Consider the following 22,186-nt stretch of genomic DNA (forward strand, 5'->3'; position numbering starts at 1 on the left):
TTTGGCAACGCCAGCAGTGCTCCTACACCACCACCGAGTCAACCTGCAACAGCTCACCAATCGAGCAGGAGAAGCGATCCCCGGCCTTGAGCGGCCCTACCCCAGCCGGGGTGCCGGTGAGCACCAGATCCCCCGGGCGGAGGGTAAAAAACTCACTGATGTGGGCGATTAGGGTCTGAGTATCAAAGATCATGTCGGCGCTGTTTGCACTCTGCCGCTGTTCACCGTTGACCACCAGACTGAACTCGATGGAGCTCAGCGACGTCAGCTGCTCCATCGGCAGAAAACCGGAGAGCGGGCAGCTACCGTCAAACGCCTTCGACTTCTCCCAGGGATGGCCAGCACTTTTCAGCCGCGCCTGAATATCCCGCAGGGTCAGGTCGAGTGCCAGTCCAACTCCAACAATGGCGGATTTTACCCGCTCCTTTGAGACGTGAGTGAGCGTTTCACCAATCAGCATCGCCAGTTCCACCTCATGATGCACCGCACCCTTGTCAGTGGGGATCACAACAGGCTGCTGCATATCAACCAGGGTGGTGTCGGGTTTGACAAACAACAGCGGCTCGGTGGGGAGCGAGCTGTCGAACTCCTTGACGTGACCCACATAGTTGCGCCCCACACAGACCACCTTGCCGTTCGGCAGATCCAGCGCCTCACCATCTGTCCATCGATGCCTGTAGCCCATCCACTCCTCCCCTTTCTCGCTTCCACATATTGACAACACATTGCAAAATCAACTGGTTTGCATTGCCACTTTCAAGCCATACTGCTAATTATTTCATATGCCTCCAACACACCGCAGACGAGTCACTATATTTGCGCTCTCCCTCCATATTTCAAACAAGTGAATAATGCGAAGAGTCATCAATTGATAAACACCAAGCAAGCCCCGCAGCGCTTAAACAAACAACCGGGTCAACCCAGATAACCCGCCTATGGACTACGGCTTCAGCAACATCCTGACACTGCTCGGCTCACTCGGCCTGTTTCTCTATGGCATGACGGTGATGAGCGATGCCCTGCTGCATCTGGCTGGTAACCGGATGCGTTCGATACTGGCCACCACCACCTCCAACCGTATCTTTGCCGTGCTCACCGGCTTCTTCATCACCGCCGTGATCCAGTCATCCTCCGCCACTACCCTGATGGTGGTCAGCTTCGTCAATGCCAGCCTACTGACCCTGACCGAGGCGGTCGGCGTGATCATGGGAGCCAACATTGGCACCACCGTCACCGCCTGGCTGATCTCCATCCTCGGCTTCAAGGTAGAGATAAGCGCCATCGCTATCCCATTGATCGGCGCCGGCTTTCTGCTCAGCCTGTCACAACGTAAAACCAACAAAAACTGGGGCCGATTCATCATCGGCTTTGCCCTGCTGTTCATCGGCCTGCAGTTTCTTAAAGACTCGGTGCCCGACATCCGCAACCACCCCGAGGTCCTCGCCTTTCTCGTAGAGTACACCACGCTGGGCTACTTCTCGGTGCTGTTCTTCATGGTGGCTGGCACTCTGCTGACTCTGATCGTGCAATCATCCAGTGCCGCCATGGCCCTGACCTTGGTGATGTGTCATGAAGGCTGGCTCCCCTTCGACAGCGCCGCTGCGATGGTGTTGGGACAAAACCTCGGCACCACCATCACCGCCAATCTGGCAGCGCTGGTGGCCAACTATCATGCCAAGCGTGCAGCCCGGGCACACCTGCTGTTCAACCTCATTGGGGTCATCGGCATCCTGTTGCTGTTTTATCCATTCATCGATTGGGTCGGCGGGATAGCAGAAGAACTGGCGGGAGAGTCCCCTTTCCTAAACGCAACCGCCATCCCGGTAGCGCTCTCTCTGTTCCACACCAGCTTCAACATCCTCAACACTCTGTTCCTGCTCGGCTTTGTCCCCAGCATCGTCAAGATCGCCGAGGCCTGGGTGCCACCAGTGATTGAAAAAGAACGCGAGATCGACGAACCCAAATTCCTCACTGAAGCCTCCCTGAGGTTTCCCCAGACCGGCATCAAGGCACTCAAGGACGAATCACTACGACTGTTAGAAAACAGTGCCTACAAGATCCTTGCCCACGGTCTCAGCGTGCATCGCGGAGATATTGAATCAGAGCAGAAGCTGCGACAAATCCTGGAGAAATCCAACCAGGCCATCCCGATCGACATCGACCAGGTCTACGCCACCCGCATCAAGACCATCTACGGCCGCATCCTCGAGTACGCCACACAACTGCAGAGCAAACTCCCGCTACAGCAGCCGGAAATCGAGAGCATCCGCAATATTCTGATCGCCAACCGCATGCTGGTGCAGGTGGTGAAACAGATGAAACCGCTCAACCGCAACATCGAACGCTTCATCGGCTCAGACAACCAGGAGATTCGACGCGAGTACAACGTATTGCGCCGGCGCATCCTCAAGGTAGTGCGTGAAATTCACCGCATCGGCTCTTCTGAACACCTGGAGGAACATCTGCAGAAGATAAAACTTCAGCGCGCCAAGGCTGAAGAGCTGGACGTGCTGGAGAGCGGGCGGATCCAGAAACTGATCATGAAGGGTGAGATCAGCGATCGCATGGCCAGCTCCCTGATCAACGACAGCGCCAACGCCAGGCGCATCACCCAGATGCTGGTAGACATCTCCACGGTGCTCTATTCACCGACCGATACCCAGATCGCTGAGATCGACGCTCAGCAAACACCGGAGGAAAAAACGCTGGAGGAGGCCAGCACCAAGAACTGAAGAAGGATTATTTGCCAGCCCGCACCAGGCCGCCGAGCCCGATCTGTTCCAAGGCGTTATTCAACAGCTCACTGACCTCAGCCGGCCGCTCACAACGCAACGCTGCCTGCAACAACTCTCTGGCCCGAGCCCGGCTCACCGAGCGCACCACCCGCTTCACCCGCAACAGGGAGCCGGCGCTCATGCTGAGGGTGTGTACCCCCATCCCCAGCAGCAGTAGCACCGCCGCCGGATTACCGGCCATCTCACCGCAGACGCTTACCTCCCGGTTAAACCTCGCCGCCCCCTCCAGCACCTGGATCAGCGCCTGAATCACCGCAGGATGGAGATCATCATAGAGCGCCGCTACATGAGAATTATTGCGATCCACCGCCAACAGGTACTGGGTCAGATCGTTGGTGCCGACGGAGAGAAAGTCGACCCGCCGCGCCAGCGCCTCCACCTGATAGACCGCGGCAGGCACCTCGATCATCACCCCCACCTGGGGCATCTGCACCACAAAACCCTCATCGATCAACTCATCCCTGGCACGCTGGATTAGCAACAGCGCATCGTCCACCTCACTCACGGTGCTGATCATCGGCAGCAGGATGCGCAGATTATCCAGGCCGCTGGCGGCTCGCAGCATGGCGCGCACCTGGGTGAGGAAAATCTCCGGATGATCCAGCGAGATACGGATGCCGCGCCAGCCGAGAAATGGATTCGACTCGTTGACCGGAAAATAGGGCAACGGCTTGTCGCCACCAATATCCAGGGTACGGATGGTAACCGGGCGAGGTGCGAAGGTCTCCAGCACACTTCGGTAGTTGGCGGTCTGCACCGACTCACCGGGGAAGCTGTCACGCACCATGAACGGCACCTCGGTGCGGTAGAGGCCGATCCCGGCCGCCTCAGCCAGCCCCAGGCTGCTCATCTCCGACACCAGCCCGGCATTCATGTGCAGCGGCACCTCAACCCCGTCGGTGGTCTCGGAGGGGAGCGCCCGGATCGACTCCAGCTCCTGGCTCAGCGCCCGATCCTCATCGGCGAGGCGCTGATACTCCTTCTGTACCGAGGAGGCGGGGGAGATATAGACCCGCCCACGATAACCATCCACGATCAGACGGCGCCCATCGACCCGCCCCACCGGCAGATCTCTGGCACCCATCACCGCTGGCACCCCCATGGCACGGGCCAGGATCGCCACATGGGAGAAGCTGGCACCTTTCGCCGAAACGATACCCGCCAATCGCCCCTCGGGCACCTCAGCCAACTGCATGGCGCTGACCTCCTCCCCCACCAGAATGGTACCGGGCTGATACTCTATCGGTTCAGAACGCGCCTGTTGCAGATGCATCAGGATACGCCGCCCCAGATCGCGTACATCCGAGGCGCGTTCACGCAAATAGACATCGTCCATCGCATCGAACACCTTGGCGTGCTCTTCGATGGTCTGACGCAACGCCCCGGCAGCCCAGTTGCCAGCGTGGATGCGCTCCACCGTCTTGCCAATCAAGGAGTCGCTACCGAGCATCATCAACCAAGCATCGAACAGCGCCCGGTCCTCCGCCGGCAGGCTCTCATCGACCCGGTCCGCCAGCGCCATCATGTCTTCGACCACCGCCGCCACTGCGCTGCGAAACTCATCCTCATCCACGTCGGAATCGACACAGGGGCGGTCGGGAATCGCTCTCAGATCGGCTGGCGGGTAGACCACCACAGCATGCCCCAGGGCGACACCTGGCGCACCAGAGCGACCTTTGAGAAAGCGGGTGAGCGGCGCCTCATCTTCGATGATAACCAGGTCGCCACTAGTCTGCGCATGGATGATCGCCCCCGCCAGCTGCGCCGCTAGAGTGAAGAGGAAGGTCACCTCATTATCGTCAAAACTGCGCTGTTCGAACTGACGCACCACCAGCACCCCGAGCACGCGCCGGTTCTGAATGATCGGCACACCAAGAAAGCCGCTGAAGTGGGTCTCGCCGGTCTCGCTGACAAACAGGTAACGATTGTGGTTCGGCGCATCCGCCAGATTGACCGGCTCGGCCCGTTCGCAGACCAGCCCGATCAGGCCGCGATGCAACGGCAGACGTACCTTGCCCACCGACTCAGTCGCCAGGCCATCAGTAGCGCGCAACACATGTTCGCGGCGCTCAAAATCGGTTAGATAGACAGAGCAGACATCCGCCGTGATCGCGGACTTCACACGCGAGACGATGATATCCAGTGCCGAACCCAGATCGGCAGCACCGTTTACCTCATTGACAATCCGATGGAGGGTCCCGAGCATCAACTCCCTATCTGGTTAAGGCCCGCCAGTCCATTGAGACGAGGCCTGGTGTAAGAACTCAGCGCCGGTTCTGGCGCAGATAGTTGGAGTGGCTGCGCACCGGCACCCCATCGGGATAGAGCAGCGGCGCCAACTCCTCAAGGGCCCGGGTATAGACGTTGCGTTTGAAGTAGATCACTTCCCGGATTGGCTGCCAGTATTTTACCCAGCGCCAGTTGTCAAACTCAGGGGTTCCGGTCGTGTCGAAGCAGAAGGCTTCTTCACCACAGTCGATCTTGAGTAGAAACCAGACCTGCTTCTGCCCGATGCAGCGCGGCTGGCAGTTCTTTCGAATGTAACGCTTCGGCAGTCGGTAGCGCAACCAGCCGCGGGTGGCGCCGAGCAACTCGACCTGGTCCTCCGTAAGGCCGATCTCCTCCTCCAACTCGCGGTACATCGCCTGCTCTGGTGTCTCATCAGAATCAATACCGCCCTGGGGGAACTGCCAGGAATTCTGCCCAATACGGCGCCCCCAGAACAGCTGGCGATTGCCGTTACAGAGGATAATGCCAACGTTGGGTCGGAAACCGTCGGTGTCGATCACAATAGCGCCGCTAGTCTTTGATGTTGCCCGGATTTTTCCACAATCAACCTGAACCGGCAAGCCGCCACAGGATCAGTCTTTGCTTATAAACAACTTTCCTGTAGTGTTTTCCGCCTTCCTCCGCACAAGATCAGGACTGACCTATGGCGCTCGCCCTCTTCGACCTCGACAACACCCTGCTGTTGGGTGATTCCGACTATCTCTGGGGCCGTTTCCTGGTAGAACAGGGCATAGTCGACGGCGACTACTACGAACAGGAAAACGAGCGCTTTTATAAGGAGTACAAGGAGGGTCGACTCGACATCTTCGAGTTCCTGCGCTTCTCCCTGCGCCCTCTGCGCGAGCATGCACCAGAACAGCTGCAGGCTTGGCGGGAGGAGTTTCTCACGCAGAAAATCGATCCGATCATCAGCGATGCGGCACAAGCACTGCTGCAGAGACATCGCAAGGCCGGTGATGAGCTGCTGATTATCACCGCCACCAACTCGTTCGTCACCCGCCCGATCGCTGAACGTTTCGGCGTGCAGCAGCTGATCGCCACCGAACCGGAGCAGATCGACGGCCACTACACCGGCGAAGTAGCGGGGGAACCCTGCTTCCAGGCGGGCAAGGTCCGGCGGCTGCAGCAGTGGATGGCAGACCACCAGCTCGACCTGCGTGACAGCTGGTTCTACAGCGACTCACACAACGACCTGCCGCTGCTGGAACAGGTCGACCACCCGGTGGCGGTGGACCCGGACCCAAGCCTGGCCGAGACCGCCCGGCAGCGCGGTTGGCCGGTAATCAGCCTCAGAGAGTGAAGCCCCCTCTGCCGATCAGACCAGCGCAGGTCGGATAATCGTCCATAATCAGAGGGACAAGCACCACACACGAGGCAAGGCAAAAGCATGGGGATGTTCGACCGTCACGTTAAACAGCAGCAGACCAACCGCAACGTCTTCTTCATCGTCCTGATCGTGCTGATCGGGGCCGTGATCTGGGCACTGCAAAACGCCGAACAGCCACCGGAAAAAGGAATCACCCTCACCCCCAAAGAGTACATCGAACTGGTAGAGCGCAAAAAAGCGGCGCGCATTGAAGCGCAACAGCTCGAACAGGCAGCCCAGGAACGGGCCCGGCGCGCCGAGCAGACCATCAGGCAGATACCTCAGCGCTGACAGAGCGAGCGTTCGTCCGGATGCTCCACCGCATCCACAATGGCATTGACAAACACCCCCAGCTCCTCCGGCGTCACCGCCTCCAGCAGCCGGTTCATCAGCAGCGGATCGATCGCCGCCTGCACCTGCCGACCATCTTTCAGGGTCACATTAATGCCGGTGGTATGCACCTGCTGCGCCCCCTCCTCCTCCGTCACCAGCGCCTCATTGTAGGCAAGCATCTCATCGTAGAAGGCCTCGATACGCGCATCCAGCTCGTCGTCCAGGTCCTCCGGCAGCCCCACCACCCACTCCTCAGGGCCGTGAGAGATAATCGGAGCCAGCTTCTGTTCATCAAGAAACTCAATAAAACGCCGCCAGGGGCGCTCGTCGAAAAAGATATACTCAAGCATGTCGAGGATCAGCCTTGTTCACACGCAGACACCTTAATAGAAAACCTTAGCCGGAGATAGATAGCCGATGAAACTGACCAGCCAGAGCCTCACCGATAGCGCACCAATCGCCCGCCGTTTTGCCTTCTGCCAAGCCGACCCCACCAGCCATGTCAGCCTGGCCGACAACATCAGCCCCCATCTCGCATGGGACGAGATACCGCAGGGAACTCGCTCATTCGCCCTGATCTGCCACGACCCGGACGTGCCCAGCCGCGCCGACGACGTCAATCAGGAGGGGCGCCAAGTACCCGCTGACCTGCCGCGAGTCGACTTCTTCCACTGGGTGCTGGTCGACATCCCCGCTGACTGTCGGGAGCTGGCCGAAGGCGCCGACTCCAGCGAGATCACCCCCCGCGGCAAATCCCCGCGGGGAGGACCAGCCGGCTCCCGCCGCGGCCTCAACAACTACACCGACTGGTTCAGTAGCGATGCCGAAATGGAAGGCCAATACTTCGGCTACGATGGCCCCTGCCCGCCCTGGAACGACAGCATCCCGCATCACTATCACTTCACCCTCTACGCGCTGGACATCGAACACTGCCCTGTCGAAGGTAACTTCGGCGGGCCTGAGGTGCGTGAGGCGATTAAGGGGCACATCCTGGCCGAGGCAAGGCTCACCTGTACCTACAGCATGAACCCAGAGGTGCCGGCCTGAAACCCAACCAGGAGATTCACATGGAAGCGAATACGAGTTACCACCACTACTGGGGCAAGGCGGGAGAGAAGGAGAGCCGGGCCTGCCACCTGTTGCCCTACCATTGCCTGGATGTGGCGGCAGTGGGCCAGCGGTTACTGGAGCAGCATCAGCCAATCCGACGATCACTCTGCCGCCTCACCGGACTCGGCGAAGATGAACTAATCCGCTGGACGGTATTTTTTCTCGCCCTGCACGACATCGGCAAGTTCGCCACCAGCTTCCAGCAACTACGGCCCGACCTCGCCCCCAACCACCAGCCCACCAAGGGCTACAGCCGGCATCACGACACCCTCGGCTACGACATCTGGAAATCACGCCTGAAACCCAGGCTTCAGGAACAGGGCGTGCTGCCCCACCGACGGCGCGGCCAGATCCCCGCCGACTACTGGATGCTGGCGGTCACCGGCCACCACGGCCAGCCGCCGGAACTAACCGAATGGCTGCGGATCGACCACTTCACCCCTGCCGATGAGCAGGCGCTGCTGGCCTTCGCCGATGATGCCCGTCAACTGCTGCTACCCGACGCCCTCCGCTTTCCCGACCTCACCACCGACCGCATGAAGGCCGCCTCCTGGTGGCTAGCGGGGTTCGCCGTACTCTGTGACTGGATCGGCTCCAATGCCGACTATTTTGGCTACTGCTCCAAGGCGATCAGCCTGGCCGACTACTGGGACAAAGCCCTGCAACAGGCAGACCAGGCCCTCGCCAGCTGCGAACTCTTCCCCGCTCACCCCAGCGCAGAACTGTCACTGCAACAGCTCATCCCCGGCGCAGACGACCCACAGGCCACACCGCTCCAGCAACAGGTAACGCAACTGCCCCTGGGGGACGGCCCCCAACTCTTCATCCTCGAAGACGTTACCGGCGCCGGCAAGACCGAAGCCGCGCTGCTGCTGGCCCACCGCCTGATGAGCAGAGGCAGTGCCAATGGCCTCTACTTCGGCCTGCCGACCATGGCCACCGCCAACGCCATGTATGACCGCCTCGGTGACAGCTACCGCCAACTCTACGGCGAGGCTAGCACCCCCTCCCTGGTGCTGGCCCACAGCGCCCGTAATCTCTCAGCGCGGTTCCACCAGTCGCTGATCCCCGCAACCCACCACCCCGAGAGCGGCTACCATCACGACGACCCACCCCCTGCCTCCACCCACTGCGGCCAGTGGCTCGCTGACCACCACAAGAAGGCCCTGCTGGCGGAGATCGGCGTCGGCACCATCGATCAGGCCCTGCTCGGCATCCTCCCCAGCCGCCACCAGTCCTTGCGCCTGCTGGGGCTGCTCGGCAAGGTGTTGCTGGTGGACGAGGTCCACGCCTGCGACGCCTACATGCAGCAACTGCTCTGCCGCCTGCTCACCGCCCAGGCGATGGCCGGTGGCAGCGCCATCCTGCTCTCCGCCACCCTGTCCCAGCGGCAGCGCCAGGCGCTGATCGACGCCTTCAGCGATGGATTGAGCCAACATCCTCTCGAACCGCAACAAACAGCCTACCCCCTGCTCAGCCACTACAACGGCGAACAGATCCGGGAATATCCCCTCGCCACCCGCCCCAGTGTGCGGCGGCGTGTGGTGGTCGAATTCGTCCACGAGATCGACGCCATCACCGCCATCCTGAAAGAGGTCGTCGCCAACGGTGAGTGCGCCTGCTGGATCCGCAACAGCGTGGCCGATGCACGGGAGGCCTGGCAACAGCTCAAAGCCGATCACCCCGAGTGGCAGATCGAACTCTTCCACGCCCGCTTCGCCCTAGACGACCGGCTCAACATCGAACAGCAGGTGGTGGCCCGCTTCGGCCCTAACAGTGGCGAAGAGGCGCGCCGGGGCCGCCTCCTCATCGCCACCCAGGTCGTGGAGCAGTCTCTCGACCTCGATTTCGACCGACTCATCAGCGACCTGGCCCCCATTGACCTACTGATCCAGCGGGCAGGCCGCCTCCACCGCCACAGCCGCGCCCCCCAGGGTAACCGCATCGACGGTGACGACCGGCGCGGCCAGCCCACCCTTACCCTCCACACCCCCGAGTGGACGGAGACGCCCGACAGCGACTGGTTCAAGGCGACCTTCCCTCGAGTCGCCCCCATCTACCCCGACCACGGTCAGCTCTGGCTCGGCATGAAACGGCTGTATGAACGGGGCGGCTTCGCCATGCCGGAAGATGCCCGGGGGCTGATCGAAGGGGTCTATGGCGAAGAGGCTGAACCCCCCGAGGGATTACTGGCGGTCAGCTTGGGAGCCGAGGGCGACGACAAGGCCGCCGCCAGCTTCGCCATTCAAAACGCCCTCAACCTCCCATCCGGCTACTCCCGGGAAGACGCCTGGAACTGGATCGATGACACCAAGACCCCCACCCGCCTCGGCGAGGAGAGCACCACCGTCTGGCTCGCTCGCTGGCGGGAGAGGCGGCTCGAACCCTGGTGCGACGAGGGCGACTTCCGTTGGCAACGCAGCAGTCTCAGCCTGCGCAGCGCGCTTATATCAGAATCGATACCGAACGATGAAATCACGCAGTCGGCTATCGACGCCTGTCTGGAGAGTCTGCCCGCCAAGGGCAAGTGGGGGGTTCTGCTGCCGCTAATTGAACAATCCCCTGGTCAGTGGCAGAGTATTGTGCGGGACGCAAAGGGCGACACATCCGCCCTCTACTACACCCCGGAAACCGGCCTCACCACCGCACGGGAACAACAGGCCATGGAGGACAAGGAATGAACCTGATCGACGACCCCTGGATACCCATCCGCCGCGCCAGCGGCCACGAAACACTCATCGCCCCCTGGCAGATCACCGAATCGGCCGACCCGATCATCGCCCTCGCCGCCCCCCGCCCCGACTTCAACGGTGCCCTGCTGCAATTCCTGATCGGGGTACTGCAGATTGCCTGCCCACCAGAAAGCGACGACAAGTGGGAGCAATGGCTGGAAAACCCGCCCTCACCAGCCAGCCTCAAACAACACTTCGAACCATTCGCCGATTCTTTCAATTTGATGGGGAATAGCCCTCTCTTCATGCAGGCTTTCGAGCCGTTGAATGGCGATGAGAAACCGATTGCCAACCTGCTGATCGACGCCCCGGGCGCACAAACTCTGAAACAAAACGCCGACCACTTCATCAAGCGCGGTGGCATTAAAAAACTCTGCCCCTGCTGTGCCGCCACCGCCCTCTTTACGCTACAGACCAATGCCCCCGCCGGCGGCGCAGGACACCGCACCTCCCTGCGCGGCGGCGGCCCGCTGAGCACACTAATTGCCCTTGACCCTGCCGGCAGCCAGCTCGACAACACCCTCTGGCGGGCCTGCTGGCTCAACGTACTGGAAAAAAGCGTAATTGGTGGGCTTGGAGACGGCACCCCAAAGAAACCGGAGGCCACCTTCCCCTGGCTCGCCGCCACCCGCACCAGCGAGGCAAAGACAGGCCAGGACACCACCCCGCTGGATGGGCACCCGCTGCAGATGTACTGGGGCATGCCGCGCCGAATACACCTCAACTGGCAAACCACTGAGGATGGTCGTTGCGATCTCTGTAACCGGGCATCGAACCAACTGGTCAGCGACTACATTACACAAAACTACGGCATCAACTACAACGGCGCCTGGGTCCATCCCCTCAGCCCCCACGTTGCCAACAAGGAGGGAGGACTACTGCCGCAACACGCCCAACCCGGCGGACTCAGCTACCGCCACTGGCTTGGTCTGGTCTGGTCAGCAAACAGGAAAATCGACAACCGGCACAGGTGGTCAGCACCTTTCTCTCTTACCGGAAACTGCCTGAGGAACAATTTCGCCTGCACACCTTCGGCTACGACATGGACAACATGAAGGCCCGCTGCTGGTACGAAACCACCTTCCCCCTCTACCCACTCGATGATGCCATCCGCGAAACTTTCACCCAGCGCACCAAACAGCTGATAGAGGCCGCGACCGATACTGCCGGCGTCACCCGCAGCTGCATCAAAGAGGCTTGGTTCAAGCGCCCCAGTGAAGCCAAGGGAGACACCGCCTTTCTAACCGAAGCCTTCTTCAGCCACACCGAAAGTGCCTTCTATGCCCATCTGCAACAGCTCAAACAGCAACTGCAAGCAGGGAAGGATGGCAAGGCGCTGCTGGATGTCTGGCACGGGGAGCTGAAAAAGGCCGCGCTCGACCTGTTCGACTACTGGACCAGCCGGGGCGACTTCGAGGCAGTCAACCCGCGCCGTATCGCCCAAGCCCATCGAAGACTCAACAACTGGCTGCACGGCAAGAAGCTGAGAACCCAGATTCTGGAATTGCCAAAGCACAAGGAGAAAGCCGCATGAGCCTCACCCTGAACAAGGAGTCACACGCCACCGAGATCCTCATCCAATGGTGGCAGGGACTGGAGAACAACAAAGGCACAAGGGCGGAACTGCGTCGCTGCACCAGCCCCGATAAAGTGATGTTCCAGCCCGCCTTCCAACGCCTCTGCCAGCGGCTGAAACCAGAGCCGCAGGAACAGCGCCAACTCGCCAGCGTGGTCGGTCTGCTGGCTCATGTGCGGCACACCACCGGGCAGAAGCTCGCCTATCAGATGGCGGGCAACCCCCCTGTCGTCAGCGAACTGCGCTTCCGTCGCCTGCTGCAACGGGACCGGACCGACCTCTACGGCGCCATGATCCGCATCCTACGCATGCTCGACCACAGGGCCAACCTGCCTGACCTGATCAGCTCGGTCTTCTACTGGGGCGACAAGGTCAGAAAAGACTGGGCCTTCTACTACTTTCCCAACACCCCAGAAAAAGCCGCAGGCTGATTGGCCAGGGATCGGAGTCAATTTTGGCTCCTCCCTTAACTAATGACAGCAATACTCACGAACAAAATTGACTCCGACCCCGGACACAAAGCAACAAGGAAGAAACCATGACTCAATTCGTACAGCTCCACCTGCTCACCTCTTACCCACCCGCCAACCTCAACCGGGACGACCTGGGCCGCCCCAAAACCGCCATGATGGGCGGCGCCAACCGGCTGCGGGTCTCATCTCAGAGCCTGAAGCGGGCCTGGCGCACTTCCGACAGCTTCGAGCAGGCGCTCAAGGACCACCTTGGCACTCGCACCAAGGAGATGGGGCCAAAAATCTACCAATCGCTGATCGACAAAGACGTGTCTGGAAAAAAGGCGATGGATTGGGCCAAACAGATCGCCGGTCAATTCGGCAAGCTGAAGAGCCTCTCGAAAAAGGAGCTGGAAGCCGTCAAGCAGATGGAAGAGCCAGAGAAAACCGCCAAGCTAATGGTTGAACTGGAGATCGAACAACTCGCCCACTTCAGTCCTGAGGAGCTGGCCGCCATCGACGCCCTGGTGGACGAACTGGCCGCCTCCGGCGAGGCCCCCACCCAGGAACGGCTCGCCCTGCTGCGGGAGCGTCACACCGCCGCCGACATCGCCCTGTTCGGCCGCATGCTCGCCTCCAGCCCCAAATACAACACCGAGGCCGCCGCCCAGGTGGCCCACGCCATCAGCGTCCACAAAGTGACGGTGGAAGACGACTTCTTCACCGCGGTGGACGACCTGAACAACGGCGAAGAGGACATGGGGGCCGGCCACATGGGCGAGACCGAGTTCGCCGCCGGACTCTTCTATCAATACATCTGCATCGACCGGGATTTGCTCAGAAAGAACCTCTCCGGCGATACGGAGCTGGCGGACAAGACTCTCGACGCACTGATCCGAGCCGCCGCCACCGTCGCCCCCGGCGGCAAGCAGAACAGCTTCGCCTCCCGGGCACGAGCCTCCTACATCCTCTGCGAACGGGGCGAGGCCCAGCCCCGCTCCCTCTCCGTCGCCTTCCTCAAACCGGTGGCCGGTCAGGATCTGCTCACCAACGCCATCGACGCCCTGGAACAGACCCGGGAGCGGATGGACGCGGTCTACGGCGATGGTATCGAGAACCCGGCGCGCCTCAATGCCCGGACCGGCGAGGGGAGCCTCGACGCCATCATCGCCTGCGCCACCGGAGACTAGATCATGGCCGACTATCTGCTCTTCCGTCTCTACGGCCCGATGGCCGCCTGGGGCGACACCGCAGTGGGCGAGTTCCGCCCCAGCCACGGCCACCCCACCCGCACCGGGGTGCTCGGGCTGGTCGCTGCCGCATTGGGCATCACCCGGGACAATGAGGCACAGCTGCTGGCACTCGACCGGGGCTGCCGCATCGCCGTGCGCCTCGACACCCCCGGTGAACTGCTGCGCGACTACCACACCACCCAGGTGCCGCCGCAGCAGCGCAAGGTACGTCACTACACCCGCCGGGACGAACTCAACGCCGACAAGCTGCACACCATCCTCTCCCAGCGCGACTACCGCACCGACACCGCCGCCAGCATCGCCCTGAGCCTGGCCACAGACGCCAAGATCAGTCTCGACAGGATCAAACACGCTCTGCAACGTCCAGCCCTGCCCCTCTACCTAGGCCGGAAGTCCTGTCCTCTGGCACTGCCGCTCGCCCCGGAAATCATCATCGCCGACAGCCTCAGCAGCGCTTTCGCTGCCTACCCCGACAGCCTCACCCAGCTCGATGAGATTACCCAGAAGAGCCATGCCTATGGTGATGCCCTCCCCCGCCCAGATCTGATCCGTTTTTTCTGGGAAGAAAGCGAACCCGCCCCCGGCATGCAGACAGAGATGATCTACCCACGCCGCGACTGCCTACGCAGCCGCAGGCGCTGGCAGTTCGATCCACGCAATGAATGTTATGCCGCGCAACCCCTCAAGGAGGACAACAGCTAATGTTCATCAGCCAAATCCGCCTGCGGCCAGACACCGCCCCAATGCACCTCGCCCAGCAGTTCGACAACTCATCTACCTACCGGGAACACCAGCTCATCTGGCAGCTCTTCCCCCGCGATCCAAACGCCGAGCGCGACTTTCTGTTTCGTGCCGAAAAAAGGAACGGAACCCAGCGCTACCTGCTGCTCTCGCAACGCCAGCCGGAGGCCGACCCGGCGATCTGGCAGATCGAGACAAAAACGTACCGCCCCAGACTCCACAGCGGCCAGCGGCTCGCCTTTCAGCTACGCGCCAACCCGGTTGTCACACGCAAAAACGCACAGGGACGATCAAGCCGCCACGACATCGTCATGGACGCAAAAAAACAGATCGGCTGGAGCACACTTCCTACCGCCGAGCGTCCCCACCTGCCGACGCTGATCCAGCAGGCAGGTGAGCGCTGGTTGGCCGAACGACTTGCCCGCCATGGGGCCAATCTCGAAGCGGTGCGTGTCGACGGCTACCAGCCCCAGAACAGCCACAAGAAGGGGGCAAAAAAACCGATCACCCATAGCAGCCTGGATTTCGAGGGCACCCTGCAGGTGGAAGACCCCGAGCCATTCACCCAACTGCTCTATACCGGTCTTGGCCCCGCCAAGGCCTTCGGCTGCGGCTTATTGCTCGTCCGCCGCCTCTAGATCATACTCAAGGAAGATCTCAAATGACCTCCAACACCATGAGCAAAATCACCCAAGCCGATATTGATGCCATGCCGATCGACACCAAGCTGGCGCTTGTCGAAGCCATCTGGGATTCAATTGCCACCTCACCAGAAGCAGTACCCGTACCACAATGGCACAAAGATATATTGGATAGACGTCTGGCTGACGAGAACGCTGAAACCGACTCTTGGGAAAACGTAAAAAAACGACTTGGCAAACAATGATCTTAATAATCCGCAAGGAAGCGGAGCAAGACATCTCTTCCGCAATACACTGGTACAACCAATAGCAGATTGGCGTAGGTGACTCACTCCTCACCGAGATCTATCGACTATTTGAGCAGATCATCGAAAACCCACGGATCTTTCCCGAAGTGCGCACAGACATTCATAGAGCGCTAACCCATCGTTTTCCGTATGCGGTTTATTACCAGCCAACTGCAAACAAAATCACTATCCATGCCGTACTGCACCAGAAACGTTCTCCGTTAGGCTGGAGCGACCGATAAACCATGCTGCCGCCACTCAAACCCATCGCCATGAAGGAACGGATCTCCATGCTCTTCATCGAATACGGTGAGATCGACGTACTCGACGGCGCCTTCGTCGTCATCGACAAGACCGGCGTGCGCACCCAGATCCCGGTTGGCAGCGTCGCCTGCCTGATGCTCGAACCCGGCACCCGGGTCTCCCACCGCGCCGCCGCCCTCGCCGCCCGGGTCGGCACCCTGCTGGTCTGGGTCGGCGAGGCGGGTGTTCGGCTCTACGCCTCCGGCCAGCCCGGTGGGGCACGCTCCGACCGGCTGCTCTACCAGGCCAAGCTTGCCCTGGACGAAAAGGCCCGCCTCAAGGTGGTGCGCAAGATGTACGCCCTGCGCTTCGGTGAAGAGCCACCAGCCAAACGTAGCATCGATCAACTACGCGGCATTGAGGGGGCGCGGGTGCGCAAGACCTACCAACTGCTCGCCAAGCGTCACGGCGTCAGCTGGAAGGGCCGCAGCTACGACCCCAGCCAATGGGACAAAAGCGATCTGCCCAACCTCTGCCTCAGCGCCGCCACCGCCTGCCTCTACGGCATCACCGAAGCAGCCGTGCTGGCCGCCGGCTACGCCCCAGCGGTAGGCTTCATCCACACTGGTAAGCCACTCTCCTTTGTCTACGATATCGCCGACGTCTTCAAATTCGACAGCGTGGTGCCCATCGCCTTCCAGATCGCCGCACGAGCGCCGGCACAACCCGAGCGTAAAGTCCGCCTCGCCTGCCGCGACCACTTCCGCCAAAGCAAACTGCTCGGGAAGATCATCCCGTCCATCGAAGAGATTCTGGCCGCCGGCGAACTGCCCCCCCCCAAACCACCGACGGACACTCAGCCCGTCGCCATCCCCGAAGAGAAAGGACTGGGAGATGTTGGTCATCGCAACTGAAGCCATCCCACCCCGGTTGCGCGGTCGCCTCGGCGTTTGGCTAGTAGAGGTCCGCGCCGGCATCTACGTCGGCAACCCCTCGGCCCGGCTGCGTAACTTCATCTGGGAACAGGTGGAAGAAGGACTCGAGAACGGCAACGCCATCATGGCCTGGAGCACCAACACCGAATCGGGCTACGACTTCAAAACCCTTGGTACGAACCGCAGAATCCCCGTCGACTTCGACGGCATCCGCCTGGTTGCATTTCTTCCCGAAACGGAAGAAAAAAATGCTCTTTAACAACCTGGAAATGACCTTCAAGCACCTCGATTGGAAACCATCCGATCGGCCAAAAAGATCGGTAGAACTCAACACGGTGATTTTTCTTATCTCTATCAAATAGATAGAATAAGAGTGTTCCCCGCACCCGCGGGGATGAACCGGGCTGGTGGTGCTGACGATGGCGATCATCCACGTGTTCCCCGCACCCGCGGGGATGAACCGAACATTAACTGCTTGCCTTTCGGCTTTTTTGTGTGTTCCCCGCACCCGCGGGGATGAACCGCCACCCCGGAGATAGTTACCGATTCCTGGCGGGTGTTCCCCGCACCCGCGGGGATGAACCGGCAATTGCCAAGATTGGCTTTGCCCTGGTACTGTGTTCCCCGCACCCGCGGGGATGAACCGTGGTCGTTTCGTGCTGGCTACGGGGTTGGGTCGTGTTCCCCGCACCCGCGGGGATGAACCGATTCCGGGCCGCAAATATCCGACGGCTTAGAAGTGTTCCCCGCACCCGCGGGGATGAACCGCATTCTTTCCGTTCTGGCGGATGATCCATGTGGTGTTCCCCGCACCCGCGGGGATGAACCGGTCAATATTCCGCGCCCACAAAGGCGTTATTGGTGTTCCCCGCACCCGCGGGGATGAACCGGCACTCGGCCAGTCGACGGACATAGGTGCGATGTGTTCCCCGCACCCGCGGGGATGAACCGCATCAATGAGCGCCAGTGTTCTGACGCCGTAAGTGTTCCCCGCACCCGCGGGGATGAACCTTTTGGACTGCCTCGTATCCCTTGATAATCGCCGTGTTCCCCGCACCCGCGGGGATGAACCGACTTACGATCTGATTGCCTCGCGTAATAACTGATGTTCCCCGCACTCGCGGGGATAGGCCCGGAGTGTCGATTATCTCCGCTACTGAATCTGTGGTTCCCCCGCACCCGTGGCACGTCACCAGCTGCGAAACTAGCTACACGTTTAACCGCAAGGCGGCACAGCGCCTACATTTCGCTCTGTATGATCACTAATCTGCTGACACTCTCGTTCGTCACCTTTTGGGGCATTGCGGCTTCTCTGGCTGTATGGAGGTTCTTTTTGCCCCCGCCCTGCTAATGTTGATCGGCTGGCAGTTCAGCTCTCGCTAAGGCTCATCTGCCCCCTCATCAAGAGCCGAACAACCTCAGGCAATCTCCGCGCCGGGCTTTCCTCAGCTGTGGGATCAACCAAGTCCGCCCCATATTCCCTTCTTGAAGCGAGGTCACTCTCCGGGTACAGGCCGAACCCGCCTCGCCACCTCCAGCGCCCGTTCGCGGGCCTGTTCCACACTCTCAGCGCGGGCCAGCGCCACGCCCATGCGGCGTCGGGTAAAGGATTGGGGTTTGCCGAACAGGCGCAGGTCGCTACCCGGTATCTGCAGCGCCTCAGCCACACCCTCGAAGGCGATCCCTTTCGCCTCCAGCCCGCCGTAGATCACGGCGCTGGCAGCATTCTCCCTAAGGCTGGTATCTACCGGTAAGCCGAGAATGGCGCGGGCATGCAGTTCAAATTCATTCTGGTACTGGCTGGCCATGGTGACCATGCCGGTGTCATGGGGGCGTGGGCTGACCTCCGAGAACCAAACCTGCTCAGCGCGAATGAACAGCTCCACGCCGAAGATGCCACGCCCGCCCAGGGCGCTGGTGACCTGCTGCGCGATCTGCCGCGCCTTCTCCAAGGCCTGCGCACTCATCGCCTGTGGCTGCCAGGACTCCACATAGTCCCCCTGGTCCTGACGATGGCCGATGGGTTCGCAAAAGTGGGTTGCAATGCCTCCCTCCCCATCTGCAGCACGCACCGTCAGCAGGGTGATCTCATAGTCGAACGCGATCATCGCCTCGACGATCACCCGGCCATGCTGCACCCGTCCGCCGCGCATCGCATAGTTCCAGGCCGACTCCAGATCCTCCGGTCCGTGCAATGTCGACTGCCCTTTGCCGGAGGATGACATCACGGGCTTAACGATACAGGGGTATCCCACCCCACCATCGATCGCCTGCTGCAACGCCTCCAGGCTCTCGGCGAACGAGTAACCTGAGGTGGGCAGGCCAAGTCCTTCGGCGACCAGCCGACGTATCCCCTCGCGATTCATGGTCAGCTGGGCGGCGCGTGCCGTCGGGATCACCTCCGCCAGCCCTTCGGTCTCGATGCGCGCCAGCTCATCGGTGGCAATCGCCTCGATCTCCGGCACGATCAGATGTGGGCGCTCCTGCTCCACCAGCGCCCGCAGTGCCGCCGGGTCGCTCATGTCGATGGCATACCAGCGGTGCGCCACCTGATGCCCTGGCGCATGCGGATAGCGATCCACCGCGATCACCTCTGCTCCAAGCCGCTGCAGGGAAATGATCACCTCCTTGCCCAGTTCGCCACTACCGAGCAGCATCACACGGGTTGCCGAGGCTGAGAGAGGGGTGCCGATCTGCATATTTTTCTCCGATTGGGTGAAGTCTCCCGGGAGCTTATCAACTCTTCTCGACTCACCTCCAGTTCCCCGTTTTTAAATCGCCGCCCAAACCACCCAGCTGCCTGATCTGGGCACCCCCACATATCTGGTATGAATTTCCTACACTCCGACCTGGTCGTAAAACGATCCACATTTATCACAGGTAAACACAAGGAAACCCGGGGCTTTTCCAAACGGCTATCGATATTATTTACACATTGATATTGGAGAAACCGACGCCTCCAGTGCGACCACAAGCAAGCTCGACTCTCCTGCACATTGAGCGCCTGCTCAATACCCCCATCGACTCACTGGCTGCGCAGTGCGAGCAGGATCTGGTTGCGCAACGCCTTCAGCAGGTTGAGTTTTTTCTTATCGATCTCAAGCGCATCGGGCTGCGGGTGATCCGCATAGATCAGTCCCAGCGGCCGACCGTTCAGCACCAATGGAAACAGCAGAAAAGAGCCGGCGTTGGAAATTTGTTTGTACCACTGCGGGATGTCCTGCTGCATTTTCTGCTCTGCAGTGTTGGCGATGTAGACATCTACCGCATTTTTCAGCGCCCCATGGAACACATCCACGCTGTATTTCATCGGAAAGCGGAACGCCTTGATGAACGGCTCCAAATCGTCCCCAAAGCCACTGCGCCCCATCACTTCACCACTCTGACGGTTGTACAACGCCAGTACCACACGGCGGAATCCCATCGAGCGGTACATAGTCTCCAACACCACATTGAACAGTTCGGAGATCTCACAATCCGCCACCATCAGACTGGTCACCTCCTGCAGTCCGTCCATCAGCAATGTCTCACTCTCCTGTGGCGTGATCAGGCTCTCCGCCGTCACTGCCTGCTCCACCCCCTCCTGCTCGTTACTGCCATTGAGGATACGGGTCTCTGTCAGGCCATCCGGAAGCGTCGCACCGCCACCCGGCTGAGCATCGCCCACGGGCTCGGTTGCTGGCGGTTTGCCACTGCCGGAGACAATCTTGCTGACAAAGCCCTGCGAGATATCGCTGTTCAGTACCTTGGCATAGGCCTTGAATTCATCCATCGCGTTGCGACTCAGGTGAAGAAAGGTTTTGCGATCAAAACCGAGGCCCTTTCGATAACGCTCCAGCAACCTGCTGACAGCCTGACTGTCGCCGATTCCCTGTTCTGCCATCAGTCGGGTGGCATCCCCGGCGAAGGCGGCAAGCATGCGTCGCCGCTCGGTCTCACTCGTGGGCGGCCGATCCTCCTTCCAATGCTTCATTGCATCCGTCAACAAGTCGGGAAAATTCCACTGCCGGGCAATTTCGATACCGACAGTCTCAAAGCTGACCCCCAACACCTGGTGCTGCGCCTGGATTGGCTGCAACGACTCCAGCTGCTGCAGCCGCTCCACCTCGCGGCTCTCATCCGGCAGATAGAACGCCACCAGGATCCTGCCCAGATCCCGCAGCATAGCGGCCAGAAAGAACCCCTCCGTATCGTTCTCACCCTGCTGTCGGGCCAGCTGACTGGCGAACACCGCACTGAACATCGCAGCCGAGACCTGCTCCCGCAGCCGCTCCGCCTGCTGCTTGTCCCCCAGGTGCTCAAAAAAGATCAGCGAAGCTGCCAGTGAGCGGATCGCCTGGATACCGAGCACCACCACCGCCCGGGAGACAGTACCAATCTTGCCGGAGAATCTACCGTAGTAGGCAGAATTGACCACCTTCAGGATCTTGTTGGTCAGCGCAAAGTCTTTCACGATCACGCTCGCCATCTGCCCCGCATCCTTGCCACTCACCTGCGACATGGCATTGATCCGGCGTACCGACTGAGAGAGCACGGGGAAGTCGCTCTTGCGGCGCATCCGACGCAGCAAAAATTCGACCGTGCCATGGGCGCCATCCACCTCTTCTACCGGCTCGCCCTTGAGCGCCTCGAAGGCCTTGAGCATGTCACCGGCATCCGCGTAGCGCGCATCAGGATCCTTCTCCAACGCCTTCAAAACAAACCGGTCGAGGCGCTCATCCACCGCCTCATTGAAGCACGAGGGCGGCTGCACCCGGGCCTTGAGGATGCTGTCCAATACGATCTGCTGACTGCTGCCACTGAACACCGGCATCCCGGTGAGCATCTCATCCAGGATCAGACCGAGGGCAAAGACATCCCCCGGCGCTCCCACCTCACCGCGACTGATGTACTCAGGGGCCAGGTAACGCGGCGTGCCGATGCGCGACCGATCCCGCTCACGCCCCTCCGAAAGCAGACGGGCGATGCCAAAATCCATGATCTTGGCCACCCCATCCGGATTGATGATGATGTTGCCGGGCTTCAGATCCCGATGCACGATACCGGCTCGGTGCGCCTCCGCCATACCCTGAAGGATGCCGCGGAAGATATTCAGTGTCAGGGGTAGCTCCAGCCTGGCAGAACGGATCTGATCGCTGAGCAGCTCTCCCTCCACATACTCGAACACCATAAAGGGCAGACCGCGCTGCTCGCCGGCCTCGTAGATAGAGACGATGTTGGGATGCTGCAGCCGGCTCATGGCGCGCGCCTCGCCGCGCTGCGCCGACTCCTTTACCGAGCGATCGAGCAGCTTGATCGCGACCCGGCGCTGCAGCTGGGTATCGAAGCACAGATAGACCGTGCCCTGGGCCCCAGCCCCCAGCTTCTTGCCCACCTTGAAACGCCCGATCTGGTTTAGCGTCATCCACTTTCCCCTATAGCTCTGCCGGGTTA

The 22,186-nt window shown here is 60.7% G+C and carries 19 protein-coding genes, 1 pseudogene and 1 CRISPR repeat array; of the genes and pseudogenes, 14 read left to right on the forward strand and 6 right to left on the reverse strand.

The window, feature by feature from the left end:
- Positions 1-22: 22 nt before the first annotated feature.
- Positions 23-685, reverse strand: a complete 663-nt coding sequence (locus Ga0074115_RS04315) for a fumarylacetoacetate hydrolase family protein (RefSeq protein ID WP_060528248.1) — start codon at positions 683-685, stop codon at positions 23-25.
- Positions 686-935: 250 nt separating this feature from the next.
- Between Ga0074115_RS04315 and Ga0074115_RS04320 the strand changes: the two genes are divergently transcribed.
- Complete coding sequence (locus tag Ga0074115_RS04320) at positions 936-2,732, forward strand: Na/Pi cotransporter family protein (protein WP_057956479.1); 1,797 nt, start codon at positions 936-938, stop codon at positions 2,730-2,732.
- 7 nt (positions 2,733-2,739) lie between these two features.
- Here the strand turns inward: Ga0074115_RS04320 and ptsP are convergent, their stop codons facing one another.
- Positions 2,740-5,001 (reverse strand): phosphoenolpyruvate--protein phosphotransferase, encoded by a 2,262-nt coding sequence (gene ptsP, locus Ga0074115_RS04325; RefSeq protein ID WP_057956480.1) that lies wholly within the window; start codon positions 4,999-5,001, stop codon positions 2,740-2,742.
- Positions 5,002-5,059: 58 nt separating this feature from the next.
- Positions 5,060-5,584, reverse strand: coding sequence for an RNA pyrophosphohydrolase (locus tag Ga0074115_RS04330; protein ID WP_006475737.1), 525 nt, complete (start codon positions 5,582-5,584; stop codon positions 5,060-5,062).
- A gap of 143 nt (positions 5,585-5,727) precedes the next feature.
- On the opposite strand from Ga0074115_RS04330, the gene Ga0074115_RS04335 reads away from it, so the two are divergent.
- Entirely contained in the window at positions 5,728-6,384 is a 657-nt protein-coding gene (locus Ga0074115_RS04335) for a histidinol-phosphatase (protein ID WP_057956481.1), read from the forward strand.
- 87 nt (positions 6,385-6,471) lie between these two features.
- On the forward strand, positions 6,472-6,741 hold the full coding sequence (locus Ga0074115_RS04340; RefSeq protein ID WP_057956482.1) for a hypothetical protein: 270 nt from the start codon (positions 6,472-6,474) through the stop codon (positions 6,739-6,741).
- Here Ga0074115_RS04340 and Ga0074115_RS04345 read toward each other — a convergent pair.
- The gene (locus Ga0074115_RS04345) at positions 6,732-7,133 is read right to left on the reverse strand and encodes a hypothetical protein (RefSeq protein ID WP_005965094.1); all 402 of its coding nucleotides are present in this window, start codon (positions 7,131-7,133) and stop codon (positions 6,732-6,734) included. The genes Ga0074115_RS04340 and Ga0074115_RS04345 overlap by 10 nt on opposite strands.
- A gap of 67 nt (positions 7,134-7,200) precedes the next feature.
- Between Ga0074115_RS04345 and Ga0074115_RS04350 the strand changes: the two genes are divergently transcribed.
- The 11 genes and pseudogenes from Ga0074115_RS04350 (at position 7,201) to cas2e (ending at position 17,012) form a co-directional block, all read left to right on the forward strand.
- Positions 7,201-7,830: a YbhB/YbcL family Raf kinase inhibitor-like protein gene (locus Ga0074115_RS04350; protein ID WP_057956483.1), complete on the forward strand. Its 630-nt coding sequence runs from the start codon at positions 7,201-7,203 to the stop codon at positions 7,828-7,830.
- Positions 7,831-7,850: 20 nt separating this feature from the next.
- On the forward strand, positions 7,851-10,574 hold the full coding sequence (locus Ga0074115_RS04355) for a CRISPR-associated helicase/endonuclease Cas3 (protein ID WP_057956484.1): 2,724 nt from the start codon (positions 7,851-7,853) through the stop codon (positions 10,572-10,574).
- A pseudogene (gene casA / locus Ga0074115_RS04360) lies at positions 10,571-12,159 on the forward strand (type I-E CRISPR-associated protein Cse1/CasA). Before Ga0074115_RS04355 ends, casA begins: the two are co-directional and overlap by 4 nt.
- The gene (gene casB, locus Ga0074115_RS04365; protein ID WP_057956485.1) at positions 12,156-12,632 is read left to right on the forward strand and encodes a type I-E CRISPR-associated protein Cse2/CasB; all 477 of its coding nucleotides are present in this window, start codon (positions 12,156-12,158) and stop codon (positions 12,630-12,632) included. The pseudogene casA and the gene casB overlap by 4 nt, the downstream one beginning before the upstream one ends.
- A gap of 107 nt (positions 12,633-12,739) precedes the next feature.
- Complete coding sequence (cas7e, locus tag Ga0074115_RS04370; protein WP_057956486.1) at positions 12,740-13,843, forward strand: type I-E CRISPR-associated protein Cas7/Cse4/CasC; 1,104 nt, start codon at positions 12,740-12,742, stop codon at positions 13,841-13,843.
- A 3-nt stretch (positions 13,844-13,846) separates the two neighbouring features.
- Positions 13,847-14,608, forward strand: a complete 762-nt coding sequence (gene cas5e / locus Ga0074115_RS04375) for a type I-E CRISPR-associated protein Cas5/CasD (RefSeq protein WP_057956487.1) — start codon at positions 13,847-13,849, stop codon at positions 14,606-14,608.
- Entirely contained in the window at positions 14,608-15,285 is a 678-nt protein-coding gene (gene cas6e / locus Ga0074115_RS04380; protein ID WP_057956488.1) for a type I-E CRISPR-associated protein Cas6/Cse3/CasE, read from the forward strand. The genes cas5e and cas6e overlap by 1 nt, the downstream gene beginning before the upstream one ends.
- Positions 15,286-15,308: 23 nt before the next feature.
- Positions 15,309-15,533, forward strand: a complete 225-nt coding sequence (locus Ga0074115_RS04385) for an addiction module protein (RefSeq protein WP_005966013.1) — start codon at positions 15,309-15,311, stop codon at positions 15,531-15,533.
- A 68-nt stretch (positions 15,534-15,601) separates the two neighbouring features.
- Positions 15,602-15,817: a type II toxin-antitoxin system RelE/ParE family toxin gene (locus tag Ga0074115_RS17225; protein WP_157292658.1), complete on the forward strand. Its 216-nt coding sequence runs from the start codon at positions 15,602-15,604 to the stop codon at positions 15,815-15,817.
- 3 nt (positions 15,818-15,820) lie between these two features.
- Positions 15,821-16,732 (forward strand): type I-E CRISPR-associated endonuclease Cas1e, encoded by a 912-nt coding sequence (gene cas1e, locus Ga0074115_RS04390; RefSeq protein WP_057956489.1) that lies wholly within the window; start codon positions 15,821-15,823, stop codon positions 16,730-16,732.
- The gene (gene cas2e / locus Ga0074115_RS04395; RefSeq protein ID WP_057956490.1) at positions 16,713-17,012 is read left to right on the forward strand and encodes a type I-E CRISPR-associated endoribonuclease Cas2e; all 300 of its coding nucleotides are present in this window, start codon (positions 16,713-16,715) and stop codon (positions 17,010-17,012) included. Before cas1e ends, cas2e begins: the two co-directional genes overlap by 20 nt.
- A gap of 114 nt (positions 17,013-17,126) precedes the next feature.
- Positions 17,127-17,826: a CRISPR direct-repeat array (repeat unit 29 nt; unit sequence GTGTTCCCCGCACCCGCGGGGATGAACCG).
- 423 nt (positions 17,827-18,249) lie between these two features.
- Here the strand turns inward: cas2e and purT are convergent.
- Both purT and Ga0074115_RS04405 read right to left on the reverse strand, forming a co-directional pair.
- The gene (gene purT, locus Ga0074115_RS04400; protein ID WP_060528249.1) at positions 18,250-19,452 is read right to left on the reverse strand and encodes a formate-dependent phosphoribosylglycinamide formyltransferase; all 1,203 of its coding nucleotides are present in this window, start codon (positions 19,450-19,452) and stop codon (positions 18,250-18,252) included.
- 326 nt (positions 19,453-19,778) lie between these two features.
- Entirely contained in the window at positions 19,779-22,157 is a 2,379-nt protein-coding gene (locus Ga0074115_RS04405; RefSeq protein WP_057955366.1) for a serine/threonine protein kinase, read from the reverse strand.
- Positions 22,158-22,186 lie beyond the last annotated feature (29 nt).

This window comes from endosymbiont of Ridgeia piscesae (assembly GCF_001443665.1).
Classification (GTDB): domain Bacteria; phylum Pseudomonadota; class Gammaproteobacteria; order Chromatiales; family Chromatiaceae; genus Endoriftia; species Endoriftia persephonae.